Here is a 26,563-nt window from a genome sequence, read left to right as displayed (position 1 = left end):
GAGGATTTATGAAAAAAATAAAAACAGTAGATTCTGTAGGTCATGTATTATGTCATGATATAACACAGATAATACCTGGAGAATTTAAAGGAAGAGCATTTAAAAAAGGGCATGTAGTAAAAGAAGAAGATATTAAAAAACTTTTATCATTAGGTAAAGACCATTTATATGTTTTTGAAAAAGAAGAAGGAATGGTACATGAAAATGATGGTGCAATATTTTTAAAAGATATAACTGCTGGAAAAAACTTAGAATTTAGTGAAATTAAAGAAGGTAAAATAGATTTTATTTCTAAGGTAGATGGACTTTTAAAAATAGATGTTGAAAAATTATTTAAGTTAAATTGTATTGATGACATAATGATGGCAACTCTTCATAATAATTATATAGTTCATAAAGGGCTTAAAGTTGCAGGAACAAGAGTAATACCTTTAATGGTAGAACAAGATAAATTAGATAAAGCAAAAGAGATTATAGGAGAAGAAAAAATTATAAATGTAATTCCTTTTAAGAAAAAGAAAGTAGGAATAGTAACTACAGGAAATGAAGTATACCACAAAAGAATAGTAGATAAATTTGGACCTGTTATGAAGGAAAAGATGAAAGCTTATGATTGTGAGATATTAGGACAAATTATATGCCCAGATGATACATTTATAATAAAAGAAGCTATAGATAACTTTTTAAATCAAGGAGCTGAAATAATACTTTGTACTGGAGGAATGAGTGTAGATCCTGATGATTTAACTCCTGCTGCTATAAAGATGTCTGGAGCAGATATAATAACTTATGGATCTCCAATACTACCTGGAGCTATGTTTTTATTAGCTTATAATAAAGATGCTACAATACTTGGAATACCAGGATGTGCAATGTATTCTAAAACAACAGTTTTAGATGTTATACTTCCAAGAATATTAATAGATGAAAAATTAACTAAAGAAGATATAGCAAGATATGGACATGGAGGTCTTTGTATGAATTGTGAGGTTTGTACTTACCCAGCCTGTAATTTTGCTAAGTAGTTGACTAAGTTATAAATTTATTATATTATTAGAAGAGTTGTAAAATTTTATAAATTTTAGTAGTTAGAAAGGAAATAAGCGAATGTTACAAGTTACTAATGTTGGTCTTAGATTTGGGGATAAAGAGTTATTCAAAGACGTTAACTTAAAATTCACTAAAGGAAATTGTTACGGGATAATAGGAGCTAATGGAGCAGGAAAATCTACTTTCCTAAAAATATTAGCTGGTGATATAGAAGCAAATACAGGAAGTGTATCAATAACTGAAAAAGAAAGAATGTCAGTACTTAGACAGGACCACTTCAAATATGAAGAAGATACTGTTTTAGATGTTGTTATAATGGGACATGCTAGACTTTATGAAATAATGAAAGAAAAAGATGCATTATACATGAAGCCAGATTTTTCTGAAGAAGATGGTATAAAAGCTGCTGAACTTGAAGGTGAGTTTGCTGAACTTGATGGATGGGATGCAGAAACAAATGCAGAAAAATTATTAATGGGTCTTGGTATAACTAAAGACTTACACTATAAGCAAATGAAAGAATTAACAGGTGGAGATAAAGTTAAGGTATTATTAGCTCAAGCTTTATTTGGTAAGCCAGAAATACTAATAATGGACGAACCTACAAACCACTTAGATTTCCAATCAATAAATTGGTTAAATAACTTCATAATGGATTTAGAAGATTCTATAGTAATAGTTGTATCACATGATAGACACTTCTTAAACCAAATATGTACAAATATAGTTGATGTTGACTTTGGTAAAATACAAATGTATGTTGGTAACTATGACTTCTGGTATGAATCAAGCCAATTAGCATTACAATTAGCTAAAGATCAAAACAAAAAAGCTGAAGAAAAAATAGCTCAATTAAAAGAGTTCATCGCAAGATTCAGCTCAAATGCTTCTAAAGCAAAGCAAGCAACTTCTAGAAAGAAACAATTAGAAAAATTAGAAGTTGCAGATATACAACCATCAAGAAGAAGATATCCATATGTTGGATTTACTCCTGAAAGAGAAATAGGAAATGAAGTTTTAGAAGTAAATAACTTAACTAAAACTGTAGATGGTGTTAAAGTTTTAGATAATGTATCATTTAGATTAGATAGAGATGATAAGGTAGCATTCTTAGGAGATGAGATAGCTATAACTACATTATTTAATATAATAATGGGTGAAGATACTCCTGATAGTGGAGATTTCAAGTGGGGTGTAACAACTTCTCAAAGTTATCTTCCTAAAAACCACAATAAATATTTTGATGGTGTAGAGTATTCACTAGTTGATTGGTTAAGACAATATTCAGAAGAAAAAAGTGAAAGTTTCATAAGAGGTTTCTTAGGTAGAATGTTATTCTCTGGAGAAGAAGCTTTAAAACAAGCTCAAGTTTTATCTGGAGGAGAAAAAGTTAGATGTATGTTATCAAAACTTATGTTATCTAATGCTAACGTTTTAGTACTTGATGATCCAACTAACCACTTAGACCTAGAATCTATAACTTCTGTAAATAAAGGGTTAGAAAAATTCCCAGGAGTATTAATATTTAACTCTCATGACCAAGAGATGATACAAACTCTTGCAAATAGAATAATAGAGATAACTCCAAATGGAATAATGGATAGAAAAACTACTCTTGATGAATACTTAGAAAATAAGGACATACAAGCTCAATTAAAGAAAATGTATGCTGTTGAAAAGTAATTAAGAAGTTTTTAAAGCACTAACTTATTCTATATAATTTTTAAAATTATATAGAATAAGTAGTGCTTTTTTATTTAGTGAATTTTGTTGAATAAAATATAAAAATATCGAATTATAGTGTAAACAAAATTTTTATAAAGAATATTATATATTAAGGGCTAGTTATAACTAGTCTTATTAAAGGAGGAATATAATAATGAGTGAATTTTATAATAAATTTTGTTGTGAAGATAACACAGACTCAGATTATGATGATATAAAAAATAAGATTAGTAGTGTTTGTTGTAATCCTGATTCATTTATCAAAGAACAATTTACTTTAAGAACAACTGCTACAACAGGAGTTAAAACAGTTTATATAGCGAATCCTGGAATGGCATTTGTACGAGGTACAGTAATACTGAGAAACTTATCAAGAGCAACTATAAATTTTGTAGTAGATGGGTCAAATATAGTTGTAGAAGCAAATGATGAGGCAGTAATTTCCGTAGCTGCTTTAAATGCTGTAACTGTTCAAATTCTTTCAGGAGCTCAAACAGCTAGAGTTTTATTATTCTTTGATATACAATACCCTTCAATTTAACACTAAATTTGATATGACATAGTATTTTAGGCAGAGATTTATTCTCTGCCTTTTTTATTATAGTAATCTGTTCCGATAATGACAAATAAAAGTAGTGATAATATTAAATTTACTTGATTAGATTTATTAATTCCAGTTTTGCACCATAATCCAAAATGTTCACAATTATTAAATATTAAATTGAAATTTTTTTCTCCTAAACGTGATTTAGCTCTATTTACCACATCACAGGAAGATATATTAGAATTTTTATCATTATATATCTTAAAACTATTTTTACCAGCTAAAAATCTATCCATATTAGTTTGACGAATACACATATGCCTTAAAAATTTATCGTCAATTTTACCATCATAATGTATAACGCAATCATCGTTTATATATATGCCAAAATGCTTATACAATCCATGATCAACAAAAATTAAATCTCCATATTGAGCATTAGACATAAAAATTCCTCCTAAAATCATGTATATGAATATAAATTATGATTTTAAGAGGATGATGTTGCTAAGCTATAGCTTTAAAACCTTCGCCTAAAACTTCATGAACATCAGTTACAATTATAAATGCAGAAGAATCTATACTTTTAATAACTTTTTTTAAATGAACTTCTTCATTTTTAGAAACAACAACTAATAATACGTTTTTGTCTTCGTTTGTATAACCACCCTTACCTTGAAGAAAAGTAATTCCTCTTTTAATTTCTCTATTAATGCCATCTCTTAAGTTATTTGGCTCATTAGATATAATCATAAATGCTTTAGAATAGTTAAAATCAGAAACTATAGCATCTACAACTTTAACTATAATATAAAGTGCAACACCTGAATAAAGTGCAGTTTCTAAGTTTTTACTAGCTACACCTGCAGATATAACAACCATTCCGTCTAATAAAATCATAAATTTAGAAAGTGGTATATTAGGAAAAATTTTATTTAGCATCAAAGCTATAAGATCTGTTCCTCCTGTTGACGCATCCATCTTAAGAACAATTCCAAGTCCAATTCCTAAACAAAGTGCACCAGATACTGCACATAATAATACATCCTCAGTTACGTGTGTATTAGATAGTTTGGATGTAAGACTTAATATTGCTGAGAATATACTCATGCCTATAAGGGTTTTGATTGAATCTTTTATACCTAATATCTTTATTGAAAATATTACTAGAGGAATACCTATTCCTAACATAACCACAGGTATAGGGAGACCTGTTAACTTACCTAAAACTACAGATAAACCGCTAAGTCCTCCAGGAGCTATAGTATAAGGTTTTAAAAACATATTTATACCTATACTCATAAAAATACATCCTAAAATTAACCCTATAGATTCAAATAAAAATTTTTTAAAAATGTTTTCTTTCATATAACACCTCACACACTATTTATTATAATTTCGTAAAATATAGTATAACAAATTTGTGTATGTGTTGGGAATATGATTTCCTTATGATGGAATTTTCGAATAATTTATAATAATAGATAAATAGAGAAAATAAGGAAAAAGTGATATTTTATAAAAAGTGCTAAAATTCATACGGGAAAAGGTTGACATAGGTAAAAAGATAATATAATATGAATAATCGAGGGGGAGATTGGTTAAATAAATAACCAGTTTCAAAAATTATAAATTATAATATTATACATCATGGAGGAACAATATGGGGGAGAGTTCATTTTTATCGCAATTTTTAATGGTAACAGACATTAAAACAGTACTTTTTATGATTGTTTTATTAGGAACATTTTTTATAGTAAAACAATTTGAAAAGAAAAAAGTAAAGTTCTCAACGAGAACAATTTATGCAACAATTATAGGACTTGCATTAGGAATTATAATTCAATTAGTAGCAGGACTTCCAGAAGATCCATCAAAAGTAGTTTGGTTACAAGAAGTAACTAAATGGTATGGATTGTTTGGATATGGATTTATGGATTTATTAAAAATGTTAGTTGTACCTATGGTATTTGTATCAATTATAAGAGTTATAATTAATATGAAAGAAGGAGATAATTTACAAGCACTAACATTTAGATCATTAGGTATGTTGCTTGGAACTACAGCATTAGCAGCTATTATAGGTATAGTAGTTGGTAATGTAATGCAATTAGGTGTTGGAACACAAGTAACAGGAATTGAAACTCCTGAAATGAGAGAAATAACACCTCTAGTTGATACTTTAAGAGGGTTACTACCATCAAATCCTGTAGGAGCTATGGCAGAAGGAAATATCGTTGCTATAATAGTATTTGCTACTTTCTTAGGACTTGCAACAAATAGAATGAAGAAAAAATATATGGATGTTGTAAAACCATTTATAAACTTAGTAGAAGCTTTTTACAAGATAATAGTAAGTGTTGCTATGACAGTTATAAAGTTTATGCCTTATGCAGTAGTTGCATTGCTTGCAAATACAATAACTGCAAGAGGGATATCATCCATGATATCAGTTGTTGAGTTTGTAGTAGCTTTATATGTTGCAACAGCTATATTATTTGTAGTGCATTTAGTTATAGTAACTTTAAATGGATTAAATCCAATAACTTACATAAAAAATGCTGCAGAACCTTTATTATTAGCATTTACATCTCGTTCAAGTTTAGGTACACTTCCTGTAACTATAGAAGCACTTGTTAAAAATCAAGGAGTTGATGAAGGTGTATCAAGTTTTACTGCAAGTTTAGGAGCTAATATGGGGATGAATGGTTGTGCTGGTATATATCCTGCCTTAATGGCTATAACTATAGCTAATATGGCTGGAGTAGATAAAGACATAAGTTTTTATGTTATGCTTTTAGTAGTTATAACAATATCTTCACTTGGTATAGCAGGTCTTCTATGATAAATGTAAACGGGGCTACTACATCATCTATAGTAGTGGGGAATTCACTAGGAAAACTAGATAAAGAAATATTTAATTCAAAAAATGATTAAATAATTAGTAGTCCAAAATATTAAATTGTAGTCAATTTGCCACCTTAAGTAAAATTAGGGTGGTTTTTTAATACCAATTATAACATACTCTCCCAAATGTTCACAATGTCATTATCAATTTTTTTACTAGATTTCAAATACGTTGAAAGAGTAGTCTCTATGTTTTTATGACGTAATCGACTTTGTATTCCCTTTATATTGGCTTTATTCTCTAGTAAAAGTTGACCATGAAGATGGCGAAATCCATGTGCATTTATTTTTATATTAAGTACATCTTTCATTTTGCTTATAATCCAAGAGATATTTGGTGTACTCATATTATCAAAATTAGTATTAACACATACAAAATTATGATTTAACTTTTTTTCAAGTATCCACTCTCTATACAATAATAATTCATTATATAAGGTGTCTCCCATAATTATGTCACCAATTGACGCCTCAGTTTTTGTAGGAGACAATACCATTTTACCATCTCTGTATATTGCTTGTTGTCTTATACAAATTGTCTTATTTTTAAAGTCTATATTATCCCATTGTAGACCTAGTACTTCACCTTTTCTAATCCCTGTATGATACATTATCAGAAAAGGAATATAGTAATTATAGTAATTATTTTGCAAATAGTTTAATGCTTTAAGTGCATCTTCATGTGTTATTCTATTACCTTCAGTTTTTTTAAATTTATATTTTAATTTAATCATTTTAGCAGGATTATATTTCATGTATTCGTAAGGAAATACAGCCATATCCAAAGCATATTTTAATACAGTAAATATATTCTCCATAGTCCTTTTTGCAATATTTCTTTTATAGTGGGTATCCAAGAACTCTTTAACTGTAGCAGGAGTTATGTTCTTTAAGTAGTAATGTCCTAAGTATGGGTTTATATGAGCATTTATTATAACTCTATATTCTAGTTGGGTTCTATATCTACAGTTTAATAAGACATGGTTATCATACCAGTATTTTAGATATTCTGATACACTTAATTTACTTTCATTTAAAACTCTTCCTGTATTTTCAAATTCTGCTAATGCTTGTGCTAATGCCTTTTCAGCATCAGATTTACTTTTAAATCCTGCTTTAGATTTACGTCTACGTTTACCATTTTCATCTTTTGCTAGATCAAAGTAGTATTCCCAAGTTGCTCTTTTTCTAACGCTTCCTTTCATTTCATCACCTCGAAATTTAATATAGCACATAAATTTATTTTAATTCAATAGCATAAAATGGAGGAATTTAGATATATATGTAGAATTAATTATAAATATGCAAAAAGCATAAAAATATATTATAAAATGCAAAGGAGTAATGTAAAATGAAAATAATTTTAAATCAACCTGTAATCGGTAATAAAAAAGGTGAGTGGCTTTTATTACAAAAGGAATTTAATAGTGACTTAATTCCTATGGAAGGATATCTTGTAGAAGATGCATTGTGGGACAAGGAAAAAAAAATAGAAGAAGTTCTACTAAGTTTTAATGATAATTGCTATTATGTAACTATGGAAGCAATTAAATTTACTGATAGCGCAACAATGACTATAGCTGAATATAAAGATATGGCAAAATTGCATGGATGGAAATAATAGAAGATTAATTAATACAAGAAAGGAGTTAATATGTGCAAACTAAAATTTTATGAAGGAAGAATAATACAATCAATGTCAAAATGTAAAAATAATTTATGTGGCAAAGAAATAGGATGGTATAATTTTTTTCCTCAACCTATAGGTAATGGGAAATTTATTAAAGATAATGTTGGATTAAATGACAATGTATCATCAGCTAATATAAAAATAATAAATGAGTATGAAGATAAATTAGATGTTGAGGTACATTATAGATGTAGATTTTGTGATGAACCACATGAGGTTAAGGGTATAATATTTAAGAAGGACAATAAGTTGGTATTTGAAGAAGATTAATTATTTTTTTAATATAGAAAGGTGGCTATTTAGCTGCCTTTTTTATTTGATATAATGTATTTATGAAATAAAAAATAATTTTGTGGTATAATATGGAAATGAAAAGGAGGGGAGTTATGGATAAATTTTTAGAAATTTGGACAAAATCTTTAGATAATGGAGAACATAAGAAATTACTTGAAATAGTTTTAAGTATATTTATTCTTATATCGCCAAGCTTTTCTTTTGTATTTATGTATAAGCGAGATTTATTTAATAAACTAGATAACATTAAGTTAATTTTACTTTGTCTAACAATAAATATAAGCTTATTTTTAGTTTTTTACTTTTTAATTTTATGGGAAAGTTATCAAAATAAATTATTGATTGAGTTGAGAGGACTTTTAGAAATAAAGGAAAATGAAGGAAATGATGAAGCATTAGAAGAAAATGATCAAGAACAAAAGGATAAAGTTAGGGAAGCGAAACTTGAAACTCTAATTAAGGTTACATATCTAATCTTTATGGTATCGATATTTCCTTTTGTAACTTATATATTAAATTACTTTACACATTGGGATGATAATTATAATAAAACTATACATAGTTATTATGTGATGGTTTTAACCATAGTAGTCGTAAGCTTTTTTAAAGGTATAATATGCACATTTAAGCTAAAGCGTATAAGTAAAGAACTAAAAGAACATGATATTAAAATTAATATATGGTAAAGAATAGATGTTAGTCAATTTAATTATAAACTAGTATTAAGTATATAAATCTTAATATTATTTTCACTTGTAAATACTCAGAATTTCATATTTATCAAATATAGTATTTTCAATATACTCATAAATAAAAATGACTAATTGTCACAACTATTTTATTTATGAGTATATAATATCATACAAATATAATCTAACATTTAAAAAATCTATACGCTGCATATCCATCTATAGAACATGATGCTTTGTTTGATATATCATATCCAAAATGATTAAGTTGATCTCTCAATTTATTTCTTGAAATATTTGTATCTAATATATCATTAAAAAAGTCATGTAAATCTTCTATAGATGTATATCCATTTACATGTTTTCTCGGTAATTTAGCTACTTCTTTATTATTCAATATATTATTTTCAATATATTTTCTTATCTTAAATTCTTTTTCATCAACTTTAACTCTATTAAACATGAATATTTCATTACTAGTTAACATGAAATTAAGATGATTATTTAGTATATTTAATATATATATAAATGTACTATTAGCATAATTTTCTTTATTATCAATTTCTTTATTTAACAACAGAGAAGTTAAGTTTTTTCTATACCTTAAATCTAAACTATAGATTAAATCACAAATAAAATTAGAAGCATAATTTTCTTGTTTCATATAATATACTAATTTATCTAATCTTTGAACATTATCTAATTGATCTAATATATCGATTAATGTATCTGCTAATGTATTTTTAATTAATGTAAATTTACCTTTTATAATATTTATGTTCTTATTATCTTTAAAGAAATCTTCTATTGATTTTCTTATTGCTATTTTTGTATGAGATATACTACTTAGACTATAATCAGATAAATTATTATTAAGACTATCATTAAAGAATTTAATTTGATGCTTAGTTAATATCTTTTCTAAATTATTAAATATATATTTATATAATTCAAATGAACTATAAACTAATTCACTATTATTTTCTAGCAATGTATCTAATATATGGTTATTATCTTCTATAATTCCATCTTGAACTACATAATCATAACTATTACTATCATTTGAATTATTATAGCTTGAATCTAATCTAAAATTATTATGAATAACTAACTGTGCTTTTTCTTTGCCATTTTTATTTTTTTTTCTGATAACATGATAATCATCATTTCTACCTTCATAAGCTTTGTTAAGAGCATGATTAGCTATAACTTTGTTTATATATTTTTTTACATTATCAGCTATATTTATATCTGATAATATTTTTTTGAAATCATCTATATCTGTTATATCTAAATTAAATGATTTTTTTAATGATGTATTAAATGATTTATTATAACCACATAATAGTTCAAAACATAATAGTCTAGCTTGTGAGCGATGATCTTCTTCAAAGTATCTTTCATGTAAACAACTTTCTAATTTACTCATATAAGATTTTTCTGCACCTCTAAATAGAGTGGAGAATGGGTGGAAATTAGTTGAATCTACTTTATCATATTTTAGGTAAAATCCATGTAATTCTTTTGACTTTCCATTTGGATTTTTTAAACATTGTTTTAGTTGATATTTATCATCTATATCTTTAAACGTCATTCTAACCATTTCGTCAACTATACCTCTATTGTCTATATCATATAGATAATTATCTAATACTTCGACTATTTCATACTCATACTCTTGTTTAGTATTTAATACTTTATTTGGGTTTTTGCATGTTTTTAATTCTTTTATATCTCCAATTGATTCAATTTTTTTATCTCTTAATCTATTTAATTTTAGTAATTCATCTATATCAAACATATACTAACCTCCTAATTAAAATAAAAAAATACTACTAAATTAATTAAAATCTAGTAGTACATATTTATATCTTCATAAATTTTCTTAGAATTAGCTAATGATCCATGAAGGCTACCATTACCATTTATAACACATAAATCTTCTAATTCATCTATTTGTATCCAATCATTTTGTAATGCATCATCACAATTTACAAATGAATAATCATTTTGTTTAATTGTAGATGTAAATATATATCCATCTTCATATAATTTATATTTATTATAGCTATAATACGTTTCAATTTCTTTATAAATAGTTTCTATATTTTCAAGTATATAATTATAATTTATATTATCTTCATTAGCATCAAATAAATCTAATGAATTGAAAAAAGTAGGGTATAGACAATAATCTTCTAATCCTTCCATTTCATTTTTTAATTTAGATAATATATATTCAGCTGATTCACAATTACTATTTCTATTGTTTTTAAAATTTATTATATCTTCCAATTTATTTATTATATTTTCTAATACTTCATATTGTACATTTTCCATAAATCATCTTCCTTTGTAATAAGCTAGTTTTAGTTTGTATGTTACATGCTTGAATTGATTTTCTATATAATCAATATTTGAATCTTTATCGTTTAATTTATCAATGATTGGTTTATAAAATTTAGTATCACAATCTAAGATTAGATCAAGTAATAGATCGCTTGTTTTATTATTCTTTTTTATAAATTCTATTAATGTATTAAATATTTGTTCATTTGTTCTTTGAGACAATATAATATCTAATGACTTCTTATAATCAGATGTTAATTCTATAGATTCTAACTTAGAATCTTCATTCAATTTAATTTTTACATTTTTATCTATACTTAATTTTCTAATAAATCTATCTCTAATTTGTGCGTCTGTTTTATAATTTCTCGTAGTTGCAGATTTTAAATAATATCTTTGATTTGAAGTTAATAAATTCAAATTCTTAGCTAGATAAGATATTATATTTCTATTATTTGGTTCATTAGTATATAAGCAATTATATTCATCTGTATCATATATACCTAACTCATCAGAACCATTATAATTTTGACTTTTATAAACTATATAATCATATAAATTCATTACCTCATCCTTGTTAGTAGATATAGTACTATCAAAATTTGCAAATTTAACAGTTTCATATTTCCATACCGTTTTTCCATTTATAGTAGTTGATTTAGCTATGACAGATGATAATTGATTCTTTTGTAATCTTTTCATATTTTTATTAACTATTATAGTAAGAATAGTTCCACAAAATTTATTAGAAGTTTGTACATTTTTAAATTGACTTTTTATATAATTAAATCCAAGTTTATTTTCTAATTCTTTAAGAGTGGAGTAAAGTTCTGTATATACTAGAGTTTCATAAAACTCAAAATCATTAAACTCATTTATATCACTATAGTATATTTGTAGTAATTTTTTTCTTATAGATGAACATAATATGTTTAAATTTGATAGAGGATTGTCAACACTAGCTTTTAAACTTAAATATAAACCTTCACTATGTTTCCAGTTCACAGTATTATTAAAGTCCTTTTTATGATGATAGTTATTTAAATAAATATTATAAGAGTTTTCAATTATTGTGGTAGTTATATCATTTATGTTCTTGCATTCTCTTATTTTATCTAACATAATATTTGTTTACCTTCTTTCGCATATTTTTATTGACAAGTGTAAACAATATCTATATACTTATAAGCAAGTTGAAGTTGTTGCAGCAACTAAAACTTAGATATTATTTACAATTTGAATAGTTTAAAAATTAATCTGTTATCTCAACTTGATACTTATACATTGCAGTGTATAATTTGGTTGGTATAACATGTTTGTATAAATCAGCTACATATTTAATGTGTAGTTCTTTTTCATGTTTATAACAAAAAAAAGCATCTTTAATTGTATTAAACATGCCTAATTGTTTGTTTGTATTGAATTTTGATATTCTAGAAATATATTTATTTTTTTTCTTATTATAAGTCACCCCGATTGGATATTTTCCTCTAATAGAGTTAGATTTAGTAAATAAAATATTTATAGACTGAGGTACAAATACACAGGTATCTTCACTATATATTTTATTTCCTTTACTTAATATATCTTTATCTAAATGTAATTTTTCATCTTTAAATTCATAATAGTTTTCATGATACCATTTTGCGAAATTTTGGAAATTATGCCATTTTGAATCTACGTTACAATCTGTATAAGTAGGGTATAGTTTGTGATATTTTTTGCTATAACATCTTTCAAGCATATGATACCAGCATCTATATGCATTAGTTGGAATTCCTTTTATTTTAGATTGATATTTACCTATACCTAAATACCCAACCCCATACGCAACAGGATTATAAGGGCATTTAATTAGACCTTTTAAAAAATTATGGTAAGTAGCGTAAGTATAGTAATCATATTTTTCAAAATAAACTTTAACTTTATCAACAGAAACATAATCAACAATTTTCATTTTAGATCCATAAGTGTTATATCTGACTTCGCCAATTCTATCTGTACGTTTATTCATATCTACATCACCTCGTTTTTTAAGACTCTAATAACTCTATTTGCATTAAGTTCATTTAGCCAAATTATTGGAAATGTTTTATCTGGATTAGCACTATCAGTATTGTATTTAAAGTTTTCTTCTGCCCATCCACGCCAACTATTTTTTAATGGTATTGATTTATCAATTACAGTATTGTATATATTTAAGTTATTCATTTTTAAAGTTGGATCTGTACATACGTCTAATATAGTTTTATTAACTCTTTCAACATCCATATTTAAGTAATTTGCTAAGTCTAAGCTATTACATAATTTACCATGTAAGATATTTTTTCCTTTTTGATTTACTTTTTTAGTACCAAAATTAGTGAAATGGAGCTTATTGTTTCTTTCATTGTAATAACCTAATTCTTCTTGATTAATTAATGCATCTCCAGATACAAAAGTTTTAACTTCTACAGTAGTTTTATTTAGTATATTTTTTTCACTTGCTATTTTCATATTTTTTGACCTTCCTTTTCTTTTATTAAATTTATAATTGTTCAATTACATAAAAAAAGAACTAGAAATTAATCTAGTTATATTACTTAAGTAGTTTTTATAAATACATCATTGATATCTAAATTTAATAAATCAATTAATTTTAATAATTGATCTGTTTTATAGGGAACTTTACCTTTACGATATTTCCAACACGATATTCTTGATACATCTAACAATTCACATATTTCATTAATTGAATAAGGGGATTGAGATATCTTTTTGTTTAAGAATTCATTATTTACTTTCATTTTTACCTCCATAAATGTATTAATTTTATTAACTTATCTTTATAAAAAAATGGATAGTTAATATGAAATTAATCACATTAACTATCCATTGTATTTTATAATTTATCTGTTAACTTTAAAAAGAGGTTATTTAAAACCCCCTTCATATATATATCTCTTTAGAATGACTTTTTCGGCTACCTTTTGGACACACTAATCCTTTGGTATAACACTTCTAATTTTAAATGTAAATAATTATTTTCCATTTATATTTATTGAAAAATGATGTATAATAATCTTAAGAGAAAAAAGATTGTAAGATTAAGAGGATTGCTCCCCTTAATCATTTAGCATTAATTCAACCGATTACTTAAAACTATTGATTAATGTTATGATACTTACTAATAAGTTTATGCAGGCTATTAGTAAGTTTAACTTAATTTCTGTTGAAACTTTATTATTCTTTTTTCTCTATATAAATTTTCATAATTTCAATTAAAACTGTGATTTTAAATATTTTATATCTTATTTCTTTTACAATATTATATAAAATATAAACCATTAATTAGTCGTTTTAGTAATCGCAATTCTCATAATATGAATCATTATATTCATTTTGATTATTTATTATTTGGGTTTCATATATATCATCCATACTTTCAATATAAAGCTCTTCATCTAAATCTTCATAATTTATATTGGTTTCTTCTACTTCTTCATCGTCACTTTGAATTTCATATTGATTATCATCTAAAATTTCATTATCATTTTCTATCATGAAATTTTCAGTATTATTATAACTAAATTTTTGATATGAAGCCATATTTTCTTTATTTGTTCTTTTTGCATCAAAGGAAGTCCAATAATTATAGTTGTAATTATAATTTTCATCAACTTCTATTTTTCCTTCAAGTATCATTTGTTTATTATAATTTATTTGTTCTTCCGTTAAGTACATATCTGCTAAAGCTATTTTCGGATCTAACTTCCTAAATGGTTTATTTGACTTAACGCACTTATAAATAGATACATAGTTTGTATTTGTATATGCATTTCTGATTTTATTTCTAATTCTTAAACATTTTTTATCTAAAGCAGTTAATGATAAACCTAACTTTTCTGCAACTTCTTTTTTTGATAAATCGACTTCACCTGTTTTATTAAATTTTAGAGAAATATCAGAGCATATATTACGAACATCTAATATAAATTGTTTTTGATTTTTATTTAAACAATTTATTTCAAGAATATCTTGATCTGAATAATATTTATATTCAAGACCAAACCATCCAAATAAGATAATGTTTTCTTTATTAATATATTTTGCATTTATTCCTTTAACATGAAATCTATAATATTTTAATTTTCTTTTTAAGTTTCCAAACTTCCATATAATTCTTTGATTAATATATTTAATTAATTGTTTTTCATCTAGTTCTAAATTTAATTTATCAAAATCAATAGAGTAATTTAATATATTAAATATTAATTCTTTATCACTCTTAATATTATTTGTAGCAATATCGACACATTCTAAATAGTATTTATAGTATCTATACATATAATCTATATCGATATCAGTTAAATCACAAGTAGGCAATTTAAGTATAGCTATAATAAGATCTTTATTACTTACTATTTTACTGAAATATTTAACTTGACTTTCATCTTTAGGTTTAAAGTATTTATTTAAATTTAAATTATTAGAAAGTATTAAATTATGAACTCTATAGAAATCTTTTCTACTAACATATCTTAAATTTCCAGTAGAATAATATTCATTAATATCTACAGTCTTATATTCAGGATTAAGTTTTCTATAAGAATTTAAATTAAAATCTTTTAAACTATTTGATATATTATTTATAATCTGACTGAAATCTGGATAATTTCCATATTGATTTAATTTTCTAACGAAACACTTTGTAATACTTCTTTGACTTTTTATATCTTTACTTTGAATAGTGTAGTAGTTTCCTAATTCAGATTTAAGTTTTGCACTTATATAATCTACACTATCAGTATAATTTTCTTCTAATAAATAATTTTTTGCAATACATCTTTCATATATTTCGTTTATTAACGCGTCTGTATTATCCTTGTAATCTTTTATCATACTTATCTCCTTTTGCTTAATTACAGAGTAGAGGTACAACTATAATTTTATACCCCGTTATAGTCAATTTGCTTATCTTCTTGATAATTTATTTTTTTACTTACTTTTACGACTTTAGTTTCAACAGCATTTAATTTTATATCAACTACATCAAATCTATCATTCATTTCTTGTTTTATATCTTTTATTTCTTGTTTCATTTCATTCATATCACTTTGAACATCTTTTAAATCTTTTTGCATATCTAAAAGTATTTCTAGTATTTTATTATCCATCTTACATTCCTCCTTGGAATTATTTTTGTGATTTTAATATAGTCCAATAGGTATATTTTTTTGGTTTTCCATCAACTCTCTTTGAAGTAGTAATTTGCTTTATAAGATATTTTAATTTTAAATCATTTTCTAATATGCTATTTAAAGTTTTTACTGTAGCTTTCTTTGTAGATTTTTTTATTTTATTAGATATTTCATTAAAATTAGCTTTAATCATATCTGATATTAATTGTTGTTCATCTTCTAATATCTTTTTATCAACTAAAGAATCTAAATAATTAATTAATTCACTTTTCTTTGATTTATTAACAATTTTATCATCTAAATAATTATTTTCACTGAAAGTCTCTTCTACACCTAACCACTGCAATTGCTCCTTTATATAAGCGAAATCACCTTCATTAGTAAATTTATCATACATATATTTAGCAAATGCATAATCTTTTTGTAATCTTATATATCCAAACTTATTTAATTCATATCCATTGTCCAATACCCTAAAAAGATCAGGTTTAACTAAATGCCCACAATCACTATATTTTACTTTAAACTCATCTATATTATTTTTGAATAGATTAACTTGCTTAAATTTTTCATTATAAACGGTATTAATCAATCTATTAAATGAATTTCTTGTAAATGTATTTAAATATAAATTTATAGTTCTGGCATTATTTATATTTACTCTTAATCTACCAATTTCTTGTATTAAAGTAGTTTGGTCATATGAACTCAATACTAAATGTTTTATCTGTTCATCATTTATATTTACTCCATTATCAAGAACTTTTGTGGTGATTAATACTTTAGTTGAAAATGTGTTATTAACCAATATATTTTCAATTTCTTCATCTTTGTTTTTTGCATCAATATATGAACATGATATACCCTGTATTTCTAATTTAGATTTAATTTTTTTACCATCATTTTTACTTTTAACAAATATTAACCACTTATCATTACTCAAATCATTTTTTATTGAAGTTACTATTGTGTCATCTTTTTTAAAGTACTTGATATTTAAATAACTATAATCTATACCACTCGAATAAGTATAAATATCTCTTATAGAACCATCTTTAAATATTTTTCTCATCTCATTCATAGTAGCAGTTATAAATATTCTCGTAGATACAAACGAACTCCATCCATTAACTAATAGCTCATATGCATATTCTGTTTCGCCATTGAAAGATGCATCTGTGAGAAAGTAATGACTTTCATCACATACTATATATTTAAATTCATCCAAATAAAAATCAGTGCCTTTTATAATGCTTTCTTTGTATTTACGACCTAAAGACTGATAAGTAGTCACATGAACGTTCTTAATATTTTTCAGCTTTTCAACTTTATCTTTATCTAATTCAACTTTTGAATTTTTATCGATTTTAAAATAATCTTTATACATATCATATTTTTTTAATAAAGATATTTTTATTTCATTTGCTAATTCTATTCTATTACATATATATAATAATTTAGAATCATTAATTCTATCTATAAATCCATCGGTTTCACGATCACCTAATATATAATAAGTTTTACCAGTACCAGTTTGGCTTTCTATTAAAACAACATCAGACTCATCCCACTTTTGTTCATCTTTTAGAGAAATGACTTCATTAATATATCTTAAATTTAATTTCTTTCCTACCATTTTCTTATACCTTTCTTTATATATGACAAATTAAAAATGTATCCCTAAAATGCAATTTACTATAAATATAGTATATTACAAAAAATGGATACAATCAATAATTAAAATAAATTAAATTGCAAAGACTTGCCATTGAATAAAAATTGGTTTTTATTTTTATGAAATGTAATTGAAAAAGGTTTTGATTGACTTTTACAAAAGGCATAGACAAAAGATATTGATACTTTTAGAAAAAGTATATCAAAAATACAACCCTGATCCATGAACAAGTCATGTATCTATCCCTTTGTTAAGGGATAATATATATTTTGTTATTTGAAAAGCGAATATAATAAAAATAAAATTTACCAAAATGTGACAAATAAATTGGTTAATGATATCATATAATCATAACAAAAAAGGAGAAATTCAGCATATGAAGAAACTATTTAATAAGAAAAATTTAAAATTAATAATTAAGCATGGTGGAGGATTTATATTAGGATCAGTATTATCCTTAGTAATCATGGCTATAGGGACATGTGAAATTTCAAATCAAAATGAAGAATATAAGCAAAAAATAAGTTCTATGGAAGTTGCAAGTGAAATGAAAAGTAATGAAATAGACAAATTAACGGCTAAATTAGATCAAGCTAAACCTTGGTTTGATATGAATAAAGAAGAACAGAAAAAACTTGAAAAGGAAGCAGATGAAGCGGAAACAGCTAGATTAAAAAATGAAGCAGCAGAAGAAAAAGAAAAACTAGAAGAGAAAGCAACAACTCTATCAAATGGTAACTATGTATCAGGTAAAGATTTCAAAGAAGGAATATATAATATAGTAGCTATAAATGGCAATGGTAATGTTTCGAGTAGTAATCTATACGATGGGGGAATAAATGCGGTAATGGGTACTTCTGGTGGAATGTATCAATCAGAATATAAAAATATAGAATTACCTTCTGGTACTAAATTATCTATAGATTCTGTACAAATAAAATTAATCCCAAGTAACTAATAACTCACTTAATTGTGGGTTATTTTTATTTAAAATGATTATTTTTAAGTTGATAATTATAGTTGTTAACTTAAATTATACAGTTTTTGACATGTAAACAGTACTATATATATGTAAGAGTAGTTTGTTATTTCTTTTACTTTTAATATTTGACCTCCTTCTTATTATTAATAAGTATGAATTAATTCATGCTTATTTTACATATATAAATACTCAGATATGATAGTTTCATAGTTGACTAGAATTGAGGCAGAACAAATTACTATCTAACGATACTTGAATCAAAAGAGAATATAGTTTCTTCTAATCTCTTTTTTGATTTCTTTAATAATATTTCAAGTTCAGGAACAAAATTTTTATTTAATTTATGAATAAAAATAAAAGGTTAATTAACGTCAACTTTTTTATTAGTGGTAGTATTATTTACTAAATTAAGAGATAACATATTTTTCAATGTTATCTCTTTTACATATTTTTGATCAAAGGTAGGTGTTAATGTAATGTGTTAATAGATAAAGAATATATAAAAAAACAAATTGAAAATGAATGTAACATAAGAAAAATAGATATTGAAATAGATGATGAATTACTAGATTTAATAATAACTATAGTTTTAGATGCAGAGTTATATGATCTTATATTAAGATTAAATTTGTAGAGTTTACTTATATTTGTTTTATTTAGACAAAGTAAAGAATATTACATTGGATGGATTAGAAAATTATCTAGGAGTTATAGAATTATTCTTTTAATTTAGCGGATCATCAATTTTCTTATGAAATTTATGTTACAAATAAGGAAAATGAAGAAATAGAATTTAAATTTACAGAATTAAAAAATTGGAAGGCGAAGTTATATAATGGCTTTAATGAAATGTTGTGCTAGATGTCAAAAGATAATTCCGATTGGTAATACTTATTGTAATGATTGTAATAAACTATATATTAAAACAAAAAGAGAAGGTTACAAATATTATAATAAAAATAGAAGAGATAAAGAATCTCAATCATTCTACAATAGTAAGGCGTGGAGAACTATAGCAACACAAATTAAATTGAGAGATAAATGTTTGTGTTTAGTATGTTTATCCAAAGATAAAATAAAGTATAAAGATGTTATACATCATATTGTTCCTATAAAAGAAAACAAAGAGTTATCCTTGACACCAAAAAATCTAATATCTTTATGTGATAAATGTCATAAACAGATACATTTACAGTATGATAAGAGTGATAAGTTAAAGCATGATATGCAAGACAAACTAAGAGAAATAGTTAACAATAGTATATTCAAGAGATAGATATCCATGTCTATCTCTTTTTTAGTTACAAAAAATGTTTGGGAGTGAATGTGTTAATGAAGAGATGTAAGGTGTGTGGAAAAAAACAAAGTTATTTAAGAAAAGGATTGTGCCACAAACACTATTATCAAGTTAGAAAGTATGGCGAATTATTAGATAATGATGCTACTACTAGATTAGATAAACATAAAGTAGTATCTAATGAAAATTACGATGAAGTAATAGTTACTGATAATAAACATAATGAAGTAAAAAGATTTAAAATAGACAAAAAAGATACTGATAAAGTATTAAGAATTAAATGGAGTTATGTATTTAGAGATAATTCTTTTGTAAATAGAAAGACCAATTACAGATTAGAGTATTACTTATTAGATATAGATAAAACAAAAAATAAAATTATATTTATAAATAATGATAAGTCAGATTTTAGAAGAAGTAATCTAAAAGTTGTTACCATTAAAGAATATAAAAAACAATTTAAGCATGTTAATAATACAAGTGGAATAAATGGTGTTTCTTTTGACAAATCAAAAAATAGATGGAGATCTAAAATATCTCATGCAGGAAGAAATATTAATTTAGGGACATTTCAGAATAAAGAAGATGCAATAAAAGCAAGGAAAGATGCAGAAAACTTATATTTTTAATTAAAGAAGATATAAAAATTATCAAAACAAATTGAAAGTATATAGATTAAAAAATTAATTTTGGTAGGGGGATGTAAAAAGTTTGTAAGTAGGGAACCGAAAAGCGTGGAAGGAATGACGCTTAAGAAATTTTGATAAAAATATTAAAAAGTTGAACATGATAAGAAATCTAACTAATATAAACATAAGGTAGGTGAATTTATATATCTAGTACTAATGAATATTATAAACAATATAGAAGAGCAGAACGTTCTATGAAAAATGGTGATCGGGAAGATATGATAGACACAAAAATCCTAGTAGAATTTAAAACTAAAAAAATAACATTAGCACAATTTAAAAAGTACTATAAGAATAGACTGACTAATAAAGAACAAGAATTGATATTTAACAATTGTTTAGATCTATTAACTCTAATAGAAAATAATAAAAAGATACTTGAATTGGAAGGAACATATATTAAGAACGTAACCGGAGTACTAAAAGTTAATCCCGCTAAAAAAGAACTAAGAGAAGATTTAAAAACATTTACTAATATGCTAACGATATTAAATGCAACTATTAATCAAGAAGATAATGAAGATATGGATGTATGGTTAAATGGATAAACGAATAAGACAAAGAATTATTAATTTAACTAAAGATGTAAACAATAGCATGATAGTAAATGATGAGTTGTTAGATTCTCTATTATATTTACAAGGATTAAAGTGGAATGATGATAAATATTATTTTGATGAAGAAGAAGCTAGAAGATTTGTTAAGTTTTCACAACGACTACATTTAGATAAAGGGAAAAAAGGAACTAATATAGAGTTATTAGTATTTCAATTTGAAATATGTACAGATATATTATGTGTTAAAAGAAAAAGCGATAATCTAAGAAGGTTTAGAGAAGCACATATTAATATACCTAGAAAAAATGGAAAGTCATTTGTTATAGCATTAATAATAACATATCTGTACTTCTTTAGAACTGAATATGGTGCAGAATATATAATAACGGCAAATACAACAAAACAAGCATCATTATTATATAATTCAATTAAACATTTTATTATTAATAGCCCATTAAAGAAAAGATGTAAGATAACCGATTCTCAAAAAGTAATATACAGAAAAGATGAGAATTCATATCTTAGAGTATTGTCTTCCGATGCTAAAAATGCAGATAGTTACGCAGACTTAGTGTTTTGTATGGATGAAATACATGAAGCACCAGATCAAAAACTATATGATAAACTTAAAACTGGACAAGGTATATTTAATGAACCTTTAGGTATAACAATAACAACTGCATCGAGTGGGGAAAATCCTTTGAATTTAGAAACTGAATTATATAATTTATCCAAAGCTATTGAAAACGAAGATTACGTTGACGATAGCTTTTATTATGCTATTTTTGAAGCTAAACAAGATTGTTCTTTAGATGATGAAAATGAATGGTATAATGCAAATCCAGCATTAGGGAAGTTTAGAAAATATGAAGATTTAAAGAACTTGGCACTAAGAGCAATGCAATCTAAGACAAGAGAAGCGAGTTTTAGAAGATTCTTTTTAAATCAACATGTATCAACTGAATTAAATGGTGCTATCAATATGATATTGTGGAATGAAGCATTAAGAGATATTAAGTATGATGAAGTTAAACATCTTCCTAGTTGGTGTGGATTAGACTTGTCAAGTTCTAAAGACATTACAGCATTTGTACAAGTATTTTATGATGAAGATAGAGATAAATATATTGTATATCCTCACCTATTTACACCTAAAGGAACACTAGATGAAAGAGAAGAAAGAGATAAAGTACCTTATAATATATGGAATAAACAAGGTTATATAAATACTTTAGAAGGCAATTATATTAACTTTAATCAGTTACATGGATTTATTAAAGATACCAAAAATGTACAACAAATATTATTTGATAGATGGGGATCACCGTAAACTCAATCTGCATTAGAAGAAGATTTTGATTTAGTTGGATTTGGTCAAGGTTTTAGGAGTATGTCTCCAGTAATTAGAGAATTTGAAAATTTATTAATAGATAAAAAAATTGAAATAGCTAATAATGAATGTTTTACATGGATGGCAAAGAATGTGACAGCAACATTAGATGACGCTGGCAATATAAAGTATTCTAAAGCAAAATCTAAAAATAAAATAGACGGTATTATAGCTATGGTAATGGGATTACATGGTGCAATACAAAGAGAAGAAAAAGTAGATTATAATGAATCAATTAATAATTATCTTAAAGTTATGGGGTGGTAATTATGTCATGAATTGAAAGGTAGGTGAATAAATGGGTATAAAAAATTTTGTCATCAATGTATTTAAGCGAACAGATTTTTATAAGAATCATGTAAATCAGTTATTTAAAGCTAATAATTTAACTATTAGTGACGAAGAAAAAATTTTGCTTAAGAATTTAGGTGTAAATGTAAGCGATTTAAATAATGATGTTAAAGGTGAAGTTACTTATTTTACATGTATGAAAGTATTATCAGAGAATATAGGTAAATTACCGCTTAAATTATATCAAGAAAGCAAAGAAGGTGTTAAGTTAGTAAATGATGATAATTTAAATATGATTAGATTGAGACCTAATCCATATATGACTGCTACTACATTTTGGGGAACTATGGAAAACTGTAGAAATCATTATGGAAATGCATATGCTTATTTAAACTTTCAAGGTTCTAAGTTAAAGGATATGTGGATATTACATCCTGAAAATGTAAGAGTTATGATTGATAATGGGGGATATTTCGGTAAAGATAATGCAATATGGTATGTATACTATGATTCTAAAAGTAGTAATGAATATGTCATAAATAAAGACAATATATTGCATGTTAAATCATCAAATACTTATGATGGTATTGTAGGAATATCAGTTAGAGATATATTATTTAATACGATTGAAGGTTCATTAGAACAACAAAACTTCTTAAATAATTTATATAAAAATGGTATGACTGGTAAAGCTGTATTACAATATACGGAGGATTTAGATGATAAAGCTGTAGCAAGATTGGTTAAAGGAATACAAGGTTTTGCTAATGGTTCAAGTAATGCAGGACAAATTATACCACTTGAATATGGATTAAAAATAACACCTTTAGATTTAAAGCTAACAGATGCACAATTTGCAGATTTAAAGAAATATAATTCATTACAGATAGCTGCGGCATTCGGTATTTCTCCAAATTTTATAAATGATTATAGTAAATCCAGTTATTCAAATAGTGAAATGCAACAATTATCATTCTTAGTAAATACTTTACAGTATATATTAACTCAATATGAACAAGAAATAACTTATAAATTATTATCTAATAATAAGATTAAACAAGGTTATTATTTTAAATTCAATGAAGGTGCATTATTAAGAACAGACTTAAAAACACAAGCAGAAATAATTGCAATGTTTACCAATAATGGTATAAAAACTGCAAATGAATGTAGGTTAATGTTAAATATGCCAACTAGACCAGATGGAGATAAACTTATTGTAAATGGTAATTTTATACCACTTGATATGGTCGGAAAACAATATATGAAAGGTGGTGAAAATATAAATGAAAAACAACAAGAGTAATCTTAATGAATTTTTAAAAATTAAAAATATTACAGATAATAGTGCTGATTTATATTTTTATGGAGATATAGTTAGTGATTATTATGATTCATGGGATGATACAGATCAATATCCAGAGCAAATAATAGACTTCTTAAATGAAGTTGGAGATAAGAATTTAAATATATATATAAATTCTCCAGGAGGAAATGTATTTGCCGGAATTGCAATATACAATATGTTAAAACGTCACAAAGGATATAAAACGGTTTATATTGATGGGATAGCAGCAAGTATAGCTAGTGTTATATCTATGTGTGGGGACAGAATAGTTTGTCCTTCAAATGCTTACTTTATGATACACAAGCCATTATTATCAACATATGGTAATGCTAATGATTTAAGAGAGATTGCAGAAACTTTAGATAAACTTGAAGAAGGTATATTAAATATATATAAAACTAAGTTACAAGAAGGTGTTGAATTAGAAACTATTAAAAAAATGGTTGATGAAGAAACTTGGTTGATTGGAGAAGATGCAGTTAAATACTTCAATATTGAAGTTTCAGATAGAGTGAATGTAGTAGCTAAATGTAATTCAGATTACCTTGATAAGTTTACTAAAACACCTAAAGATTTAATTTCAATTAAAGTTGATAATAAAGAAATAAAAAGCAAACAAGATATAGAACATGAAAAAGAAATGTTATTACTAGAACTAGATTTAATGTAGTTCTTTTTTTATGTTCAAATTTAAAAATGAAAGGAAACGTGTGATATATGAATAAAGAAATGAGAGAAATATTAGAACAAATAGAAGGTAAGAAAGTACAAGCTAAGAATTTAGTTGTTGAAAATAAAATAGAAGAGGCTAAAGCAATGAAAAATGAAATACAAGGATTACAAGATAAATTTAATCTATTGAAAGATTTAGAAGATGGGCAAATAAAAGATGTTGAAAATATGGCAGAGATAACAGGTAAAAATATAAAAGAAGCAGATAAAATAAAACAAAATAATAATGAAGTATTTGCTAAGTATATTAAAAGAGAAGCTTTAACATCTAAAGAACAAAATTTATTATTAGTTGATGTTAAAAATGGAATGAGTGAAGGTACTAAGTTAGATGGTGGAGCTTTAGTACCATTTGATGAAGATTGTTCAATAATAACATTAAGGGAAGCAAATGATGCACTTCAAAATTTAGTTACTGTAGTACCAGTTAAAACTTTAGCAGGGAAAAAGACAGTAAGAAAAAGACGAAGTGGAGGAAGTAATTTTAAGAAAGTGGGAGAAGGTCAATCAATAGGAAAAGGTAATACACCACAATTTGTAGAGTTAGAATATAACTGTGACAAATTTGCTGCAATATATGATGTAACAAATGAGTTAGTTGGAGATTCTACAGAAGATATAATAAAACAATTAAATGAATGGATAGGGAATGATTCAAGAGAGTGTAGAAATGCTTTAATACTAGAAGAGTTAGCTAAAAAGACTGAAAGAGTTGAAATAAAAGACTTTGATGATATAAAAGATATACTAAATACTAAGTTAAATACTGCTAATGTTAAATTTGCAAAAATAATAACAAACCAAGATGGATATAATTTCTTAGATAAATTAAAAGATTCTGACGGTAATTATATATTACAGCCGGTTGTAGGTGAATCTGACAAGTATATGATAAAAGGTAAGATTGTTCATGTGTATGACAATACTATATTACCAACTACAGCAGAAGGAAAAGCACCTGTAATAATAGGGGATATAGAAATGTCAGTAGTATTATTTGATAGACAAACTGTTGCGGTCAAGATTACTACAGATGGTGGAGATGCATGGGAAAATGATTTAACTTTACTAAGGGCAATAGAAAGAGAAGATGTTCAAACATTAGATGATGAAGCCTTTGTATATGGAGAAATATCTTTAACTTCTTCTGTAACAAAAACTAAGAAGTAATAAT

27 protein-coding genes and 1 pseudogene are annotated in these 26,563 nt (G+C 25.2%); 16 read left to right on the top strand and 12 right to left on the bottom strand.

The window, feature by feature from the left end; genetic code table 11:
• Positions 1–8 precede the first annotated feature (8 nt).
• The 3 genes from ABFX13_RS06865 to ABFX13_RS06855 all read left to right on the top strand — a co-directional run bounded on the left by ABFX13_RS06865 (position 9) and on the right by ABFX13_RS06855 (position 3,316).
• Positions 9–1,025: a molybdopterin-binding protein gene (locus ABFX13_RS06865; RefSeq protein WP_346044221.1), complete on the top strand. Its 1,017-nt coding sequence runs from the start codon at positions 9–11 to the stop codon at positions 1,023–1,025.
• Between the two features lie 82 nt (positions 1,026–1,107).
• Positions 1,108–2,733 carry an ABC-F family ATP-binding cassette domain-containing protein gene (locus ABFX13_RS06860; protein ID WP_346044219.1) on the top strand — a complete coding sequence of 542 codons (1,626 nt, stop codon included), beginning with the start codon at positions 1,108–1,110 and terminating at the stop codon, positions 2,731–2,733.
• 196 nt (positions 2,734–2,929) lie between these two features.
• Complete coding sequence (locus ABFX13_RS06855; RefSeq protein WP_346044216.1) at positions 2,930–3,316, top strand: hypothetical protein; 387 nt, start codon at positions 2,930–2,932, stop codon at positions 3,314–3,316.
• Between the two features lie 38 nt (positions 3,317–3,354).
• On the opposite strand, the gene ABFX13_RS06850 is transcribed toward ABFX13_RS06855, so the two are convergent.
• Together ABFX13_RS06850 and ABFX13_RS06845 are read right to left on the bottom strand one after the other, a co-directional pair.
• On the bottom strand, positions 3,355–3,765 hold the full coding sequence (locus ABFX13_RS06850; protein ID WP_346044214.1) for a lecithin retinol acyltransferase family protein: 411 nt from the start codon (positions 3,763–3,765) through the stop codon (positions 3,355–3,357).
• A 61-nt stretch (positions 3,766–3,826) separates the two neighbouring features.
• Positions 3,827–4,687 (bottom strand): YitT family protein, encoded by an 861-nt coding sequence (locus ABFX13_RS06845; RefSeq protein WP_346044212.1) that lies wholly within the window; start codon positions 4,685–4,687, stop codon positions 3,827–3,829.
• A gap of 295 nt (positions 4,688–4,982) precedes the next feature.
• Between ABFX13_RS06845 and ABFX13_RS06840 the strand changes: the two genes are divergently transcribed.
• Entirely contained in the window at positions 4,983–6,164 is a 1,182-nt protein-coding gene (locus tag ABFX13_RS06840) for a cation:dicarboxylate symporter family transporter (protein WP_346044210.1), read from the top strand.
• Positions 6,165–6,333: 169 nt separating this feature from the next.
• Here ABFX13_RS06840 and ABFX13_RS06835 read toward each other — a convergent pair whose 3' ends face one another.
• A complete protein-coding gene (locus tag ABFX13_RS06835) occupies positions 6,334–7,431 on the bottom strand; it encodes a site-specific integrase (protein WP_346044208.1) in 1,098 nt (365 codons plus the stop codon).
• A gap of 146 nt (positions 7,432–7,577) precedes the next feature.
• Here ABFX13_RS06835 and ABFX13_RS06830 point away from each other — a divergent pair, with 146 nt between their 5' ends.
• From ABFX13_RS06830 to ABFX13_RS06820, 3 genes are all read left to right on the top strand, one after another.
• Positions 7,578–7,847, top strand: a complete 270-nt coding sequence (locus ABFX13_RS06830; protein ID WP_187526894.1) for a hypothetical protein — start codon at positions 7,578–7,580, stop codon at positions 7,845–7,847.
• Between the two features lie 33 nt (positions 7,848–7,880).
• Positions 7,881–8,186, top strand: a complete 306-nt coding sequence (locus ABFX13_RS06825; RefSeq protein WP_346044205.1) for a hypothetical protein — start codon at positions 7,881–7,883, stop codon at positions 8,184–8,186.
• Between the two features lie 116 nt (positions 8,187–8,302).
• Positions 8,303–8,896: a hypothetical protein gene (locus tag ABFX13_RS06820; protein ID WP_187526892.1), complete on the top strand. Its 594-nt coding sequence runs from the start codon at positions 8,303–8,305 to the stop codon at positions 8,894–8,896.
• 187 nt (positions 8,897–9,083) lie between these two features.
• On the opposite strand, the gene ABFX13_RS06815 is transcribed toward ABFX13_RS06820, so the two are convergent.
• From ABFX13_RS06815 to ABFX13_RS06775, 9 genes are all read right to left on the bottom strand, one after another.
• The gene (locus tag ABFX13_RS06815; protein WP_346044203.1) at positions 9,084–10,700 is read right to left on the bottom strand and encodes a hypothetical protein; all 1,617 of its coding nucleotides are present in this window, start codon (positions 10,698–10,700) and stop codon (positions 9,084–9,086) included.
• A gap of 50 nt (positions 10,701–10,750) precedes the next feature.
• Positions 10,751–11,239, bottom strand: coding sequence for a hypothetical protein (locus tag ABFX13_RS06810; protein ID WP_187526890.1), 489 nt, complete (start codon positions 11,237–11,239; stop codon positions 10,751–10,753).
• Between the two features lie 3 nt (positions 11,240–11,242).
• Positions 11,243–12,370 (bottom strand): hypothetical protein, encoded by a 1,128-nt coding sequence (locus ABFX13_RS06805; RefSeq protein ID WP_187526889.1) that lies wholly within the window; start codon positions 12,368–12,370, stop codon positions 11,243–11,245.
• Between the two features lie 130 nt (positions 12,371–12,500).
• Entirely contained in the window at positions 12,501–13,262 is a 762-nt protein-coding gene (locus ABFX13_RS06800) for an AP2 domain-containing protein (RefSeq protein WP_187526888.1), read from the bottom strand.
• 2 nt (positions 13,263–13,264) lie between these two features.
• The gene (locus ABFX13_RS06795) at positions 13,265–13,744 is read right to left on the bottom strand and encodes a hypothetical protein (RefSeq protein WP_346044200.1); all 480 of its coding nucleotides are present in this window, start codon (positions 13,742–13,744) and stop codon (positions 13,265–13,267) included.
• 86 nt (positions 13,745–13,830) lie between these two features.
• Positions 13,831–14,034 carry a hypothetical protein gene (locus tag ABFX13_RS06790; RefSeq protein WP_195365895.1) on the bottom strand — a complete coding sequence of 68 codons (204 nt, stop codon included), beginning with the start codon at positions 14,032–14,034 and terminating at the stop codon, positions 13,831–13,833.
• A 553-nt stretch (positions 14,035–14,587) separates the two neighbouring features.
• Positions 14,588–16,129, bottom strand: coding sequence for a hypothetical protein (locus tag ABFX13_RS06785; RefSeq protein ID WP_346044198.1), 1,542 nt, complete (start codon positions 16,127–16,129; stop codon positions 14,588–14,590).
• A gap of 47 nt (positions 16,130–16,176) precedes the next feature.
• Positions 16,177–16,404 carry a hypothetical protein gene (locus ABFX13_RS06780; protein WP_346044196.1) on the bottom strand — a complete coding sequence of 76 codons (228 nt, stop codon included), beginning with the start codon at positions 16,402–16,404 and terminating at the stop codon, positions 16,177–16,179.
• Between the two features lie 19 nt (positions 16,405–16,423).
• Positions 16,424–18,064, bottom strand: coding sequence for a DEAD/DEAH box helicase family protein (locus ABFX13_RS06775; protein ID WP_346044194.1), 1,641 nt, complete (start codon positions 18,062–18,064; stop codon positions 16,424–16,426).
• 415 nt (positions 18,065–18,479) lie between these two features.
• Between ABFX13_RS06775 and ABFX13_RS06770 the strand changes: the two genes are divergently transcribed.
• The 9 genes and pseudogenes from ABFX13_RS06770 to ABFX13_RS06730 all read left to right on the top strand — a co-directional run bounded on the left by ABFX13_RS06770 (position 18,480) and on the right by ABFX13_RS06730 (position 26,559).
• Positions 18,480–19,061 (top strand): hypothetical protein, encoded by a 582-nt coding sequence (locus ABFX13_RS06770; RefSeq protein WP_346044192.1) that lies wholly within the window; start codon positions 18,480–18,482, stop codon positions 19,059–19,061.
• 502 nt (positions 19,062–19,563) lie between these two features.
• On the top strand, positions 19,564–19,719 hold the full coding sequence (locus tag ABFX13_RS06765) for a hypothetical protein (protein WP_187526882.1): 156 nt from the start codon (positions 19,564–19,566) through the stop codon (positions 19,717–19,719).
• Between the two features lie 201 nt (positions 19,720–19,920).
• Positions 19,921–20,361 carry an HNH endonuclease signature motif containing protein gene (locus tag ABFX13_RS06760; RefSeq protein ID WP_346044190.1) on the top strand — a complete coding sequence of 147 codons (441 nt, stop codon included), beginning with the start codon at positions 19,921–19,923 and terminating at the stop codon, positions 20,359–20,361.
• 56 nt (positions 20,362–20,417) lie between these two features.
• The gene (locus ABFX13_RS06755) at positions 20,418–21,011 is read left to right on the top strand and encodes a hypothetical protein (RefSeq protein ID WP_346044188.1); all 594 of its coding nucleotides are present in this window, start codon (positions 20,418–20,420) and stop codon (positions 21,009–21,011) included.
• Between the two features lie 278 nt (positions 21,012–21,289).
• Positions 21,290–21,619, top strand: coding sequence for a hypothetical protein (locus ABFX13_RS06750; RefSeq protein WP_346044186.1), 330 nt, complete (start codon positions 21,290–21,292; stop codon positions 21,617–21,619).
• Positions 21,612–23,285, top strand: a pseudogene (locus ABFX13_RS06745) (terminase large subunit). Before ABFX13_RS06750 ends, ABFX13_RS06745 begins: the two are co-directional and overlap by 8 nt.
• Before the next feature lie 31 nt (positions 23,286–23,316).
• Positions 23,317–24,615: a phage portal protein gene (locus ABFX13_RS06740; protein WP_346044184.1), complete on the top strand. Its 1,299-nt coding sequence runs from the start codon at positions 23,317–23,319 to the stop codon at positions 24,613–24,615.
• A complete protein-coding gene (locus ABFX13_RS06735) occupies positions 24,596–25,327 on the top strand; it encodes a head maturation protease, ClpP-related (RefSeq protein WP_346044182.1) in 732 nt (243 codons plus the stop codon). The genes ABFX13_RS06740 and ABFX13_RS06735 overlap by 20 nt, the downstream gene beginning before the upstream one ends.
• Before the next feature lie 47 nt (positions 25,328–25,374).
• A complete protein-coding gene (locus tag ABFX13_RS06730) occupies positions 25,375–26,559 on the top strand; it encodes a phage major capsid protein (protein ID WP_346044180.1) in 1,185 nt (394 codons plus the stop codon).
• The last annotated feature ends 4 nt before the right edge of the window (positions 26,560–26,563 follow it).

Origin of the sequence: Paraclostridium tenue, from assembly GCF_039521565.1 — a bacterium.
Taxonomy (GTDB): Bacteria; Bacillota; Clostridia; order Peptostreptococcales; family Peptostreptococcaceae; genus Paraclostridium; species Paraclostridium tenue.
This window is presented reverse-complemented; position numbering and strand designations above follow the sequence as displayed.

Excerpts from the sequence above, each read along its gene's own strand:
- ABFX13_RS06865 (WP_346044221.1), top strand. The coding sequence starts at position 9 with ATGAAAAAAATAAAAACAGTAGATTCTGTAGGTCATGTATTATGTCAT.
- ABFX13_RS06860 (WP_346044219.1), top strand. The coding sequence starts at position 1,108 with ATGTTACAAGTTACTAATGTTGGTCTTAGATTTGGGGATAAAGAGTTA.
- ABFX13_RS06855 (WP_346044216.1), top strand. The coding sequence starts at position 2,930 with ATGAGTGAATTTTATAATAAATTTTGTTGTGAAGATAACACAGACTCA.
- ABFX13_RS06850 (WP_346044214.1), bottom strand. The coding sequence starts at position 3,765 with ATGTCTAATGCTCAATATGGAGATTTAATTTTTGTTGATCATGGATTG.
- ABFX13_RS06845 (WP_346044212.1), bottom strand. The coding sequence starts at position 4,687 with ATGAAAGAAAACATTTTTAAAAAATTTTTATTTGAATCTATAGGGTTA.
- ABFX13_RS06840 (WP_346044210.1), top strand. The coding sequence starts at position 4,983 with ATGGGGGAGAGTTCATTTTTATCGCAATTTTTAATGGTAACAGACATT.
- ABFX13_RS06835 (WP_346044208.1), bottom strand. The coding sequence starts at position 7,431 with ATGAAAGGAAGCGTTAGAAAAAGAGCAACTTGGGAATACTACTTTGAT.
- ABFX13_RS06830 (WP_187526894.1), top strand. The coding sequence starts at position 7,578 with ATGAAAATAATTTTAAATCAACCTGTAATCGGTAATAAAAAAGGTGAG.
- ABFX13_RS06825 (WP_346044205.1), top strand. The coding sequence starts at position 7,881 with ATGTGCAAACTAAAATTTTATGAAGGAAGAATAATACAATCAATGTCA.
- ABFX13_RS06820 (WP_187526892.1), top strand. The coding sequence starts at position 8,303 with ATGGATAAATTTTTAGAAATTTGGACAAAATCTTTAGATAATGGAGAA.
- ABFX13_RS06815 (WP_346044203.1), bottom strand. The coding sequence starts at position 10,700 with ATGTTTGATATAGATGAATTACTAAAATTAAATAGATTAAGAGATAAA.
- ABFX13_RS06810 (WP_187526890.1), bottom strand. The coding sequence starts at position 11,239 with ATGGAAAATGTACAATATGAAGTATTAGAAAATATAATAAATAAATTG.
- ABFX13_RS06805 (WP_187526889.1), bottom strand. The coding sequence starts at position 12,370 with ATGTTAGATAAAATAAGAGAATGCAAGAACATAAATGATATAACTACC.
- ABFX13_RS06800 (WP_187526888.1), bottom strand. The coding sequence starts at position 13,262 with ATGAATAAACGTACAGATAGAATTGGCGAAGTCAGATATAACACTTAT.
- ABFX13_RS06795 (WP_346044200.1), bottom strand. The coding sequence starts at position 13,744 with ATGAAAATAGCAAGTGAAAAAAATATACTAAATAAAACTACTGTAGAA.
- ABFX13_RS06790 (WP_195365895.1), bottom strand. The coding sequence starts at position 14,034 with ATGAAAGTAAATAATGAATTCTTAAACAAAAAGATATCTCAATCCCCT.
- ABFX13_RS06785 (WP_346044198.1), bottom strand. The coding sequence starts at position 16,129 with ATGATAAAAGATTACAAGGATAATACAGACGCGTTAATAAACGAAATA.
- ABFX13_RS06780 (WP_346044196.1), bottom strand. The coding sequence starts at position 16,404 with ATGGATAATAAAATACTAGAAATACTTTTAGATATGCAAAAAGATTTA.
- ABFX13_RS06775 (WP_346044194.1), bottom strand. The coding sequence starts at position 18,064 with ATGGTAGGAAAGAAATTAAATTTAAGATATATTAATGAAGTCATTTCT.
- ABFX13_RS06770 (WP_346044192.1), top strand. The coding sequence starts at position 18,480 with ATGAAGAAACTATTTAATAAGAAAAATTTAAAATTAATAATTAAGCAT.
- ABFX13_RS06760 (WP_346044190.1), top strand. The coding sequence starts at position 19,921 with ATGGCTTTAATGAAATGTTGTGCTAGATGTCAAAAGATAATTCCGATT.
- ABFX13_RS06755 (WP_346044188.1), top strand. The coding sequence starts at position 20,418 with ATGAAGAGATGTAAGGTGTGTGGAAAAAAACAAAGTTATTTAAGAAAA.
- ABFX13_RS06750 (WP_346044186.1), top strand. The coding sequence starts at position 21,290 with ATGATAGACACAAAAATCCTAGTAGAATTTAAAACTAAAAAAATAACA.
- ABFX13_RS06740 (WP_346044184.1), top strand. The coding sequence starts at position 23,317 with ATGGGTATAAAAAATTTTGTCATCAATGTATTTAAGCGAACAGATTTT.
- ABFX13_RS06735 (WP_346044182.1), top strand. The coding sequence starts at position 24,596 with ATGAAAAACAACAAGAGTAATCTTAATGAATTTTTAAAAATTAAAAAT.
- ABFX13_RS06730 (WP_346044180.1), top strand. The coding sequence starts at position 25,375 with ATGAATAAAGAAATGAGAGAAATATTAGAACAAATAGAAGGTAAGAAA.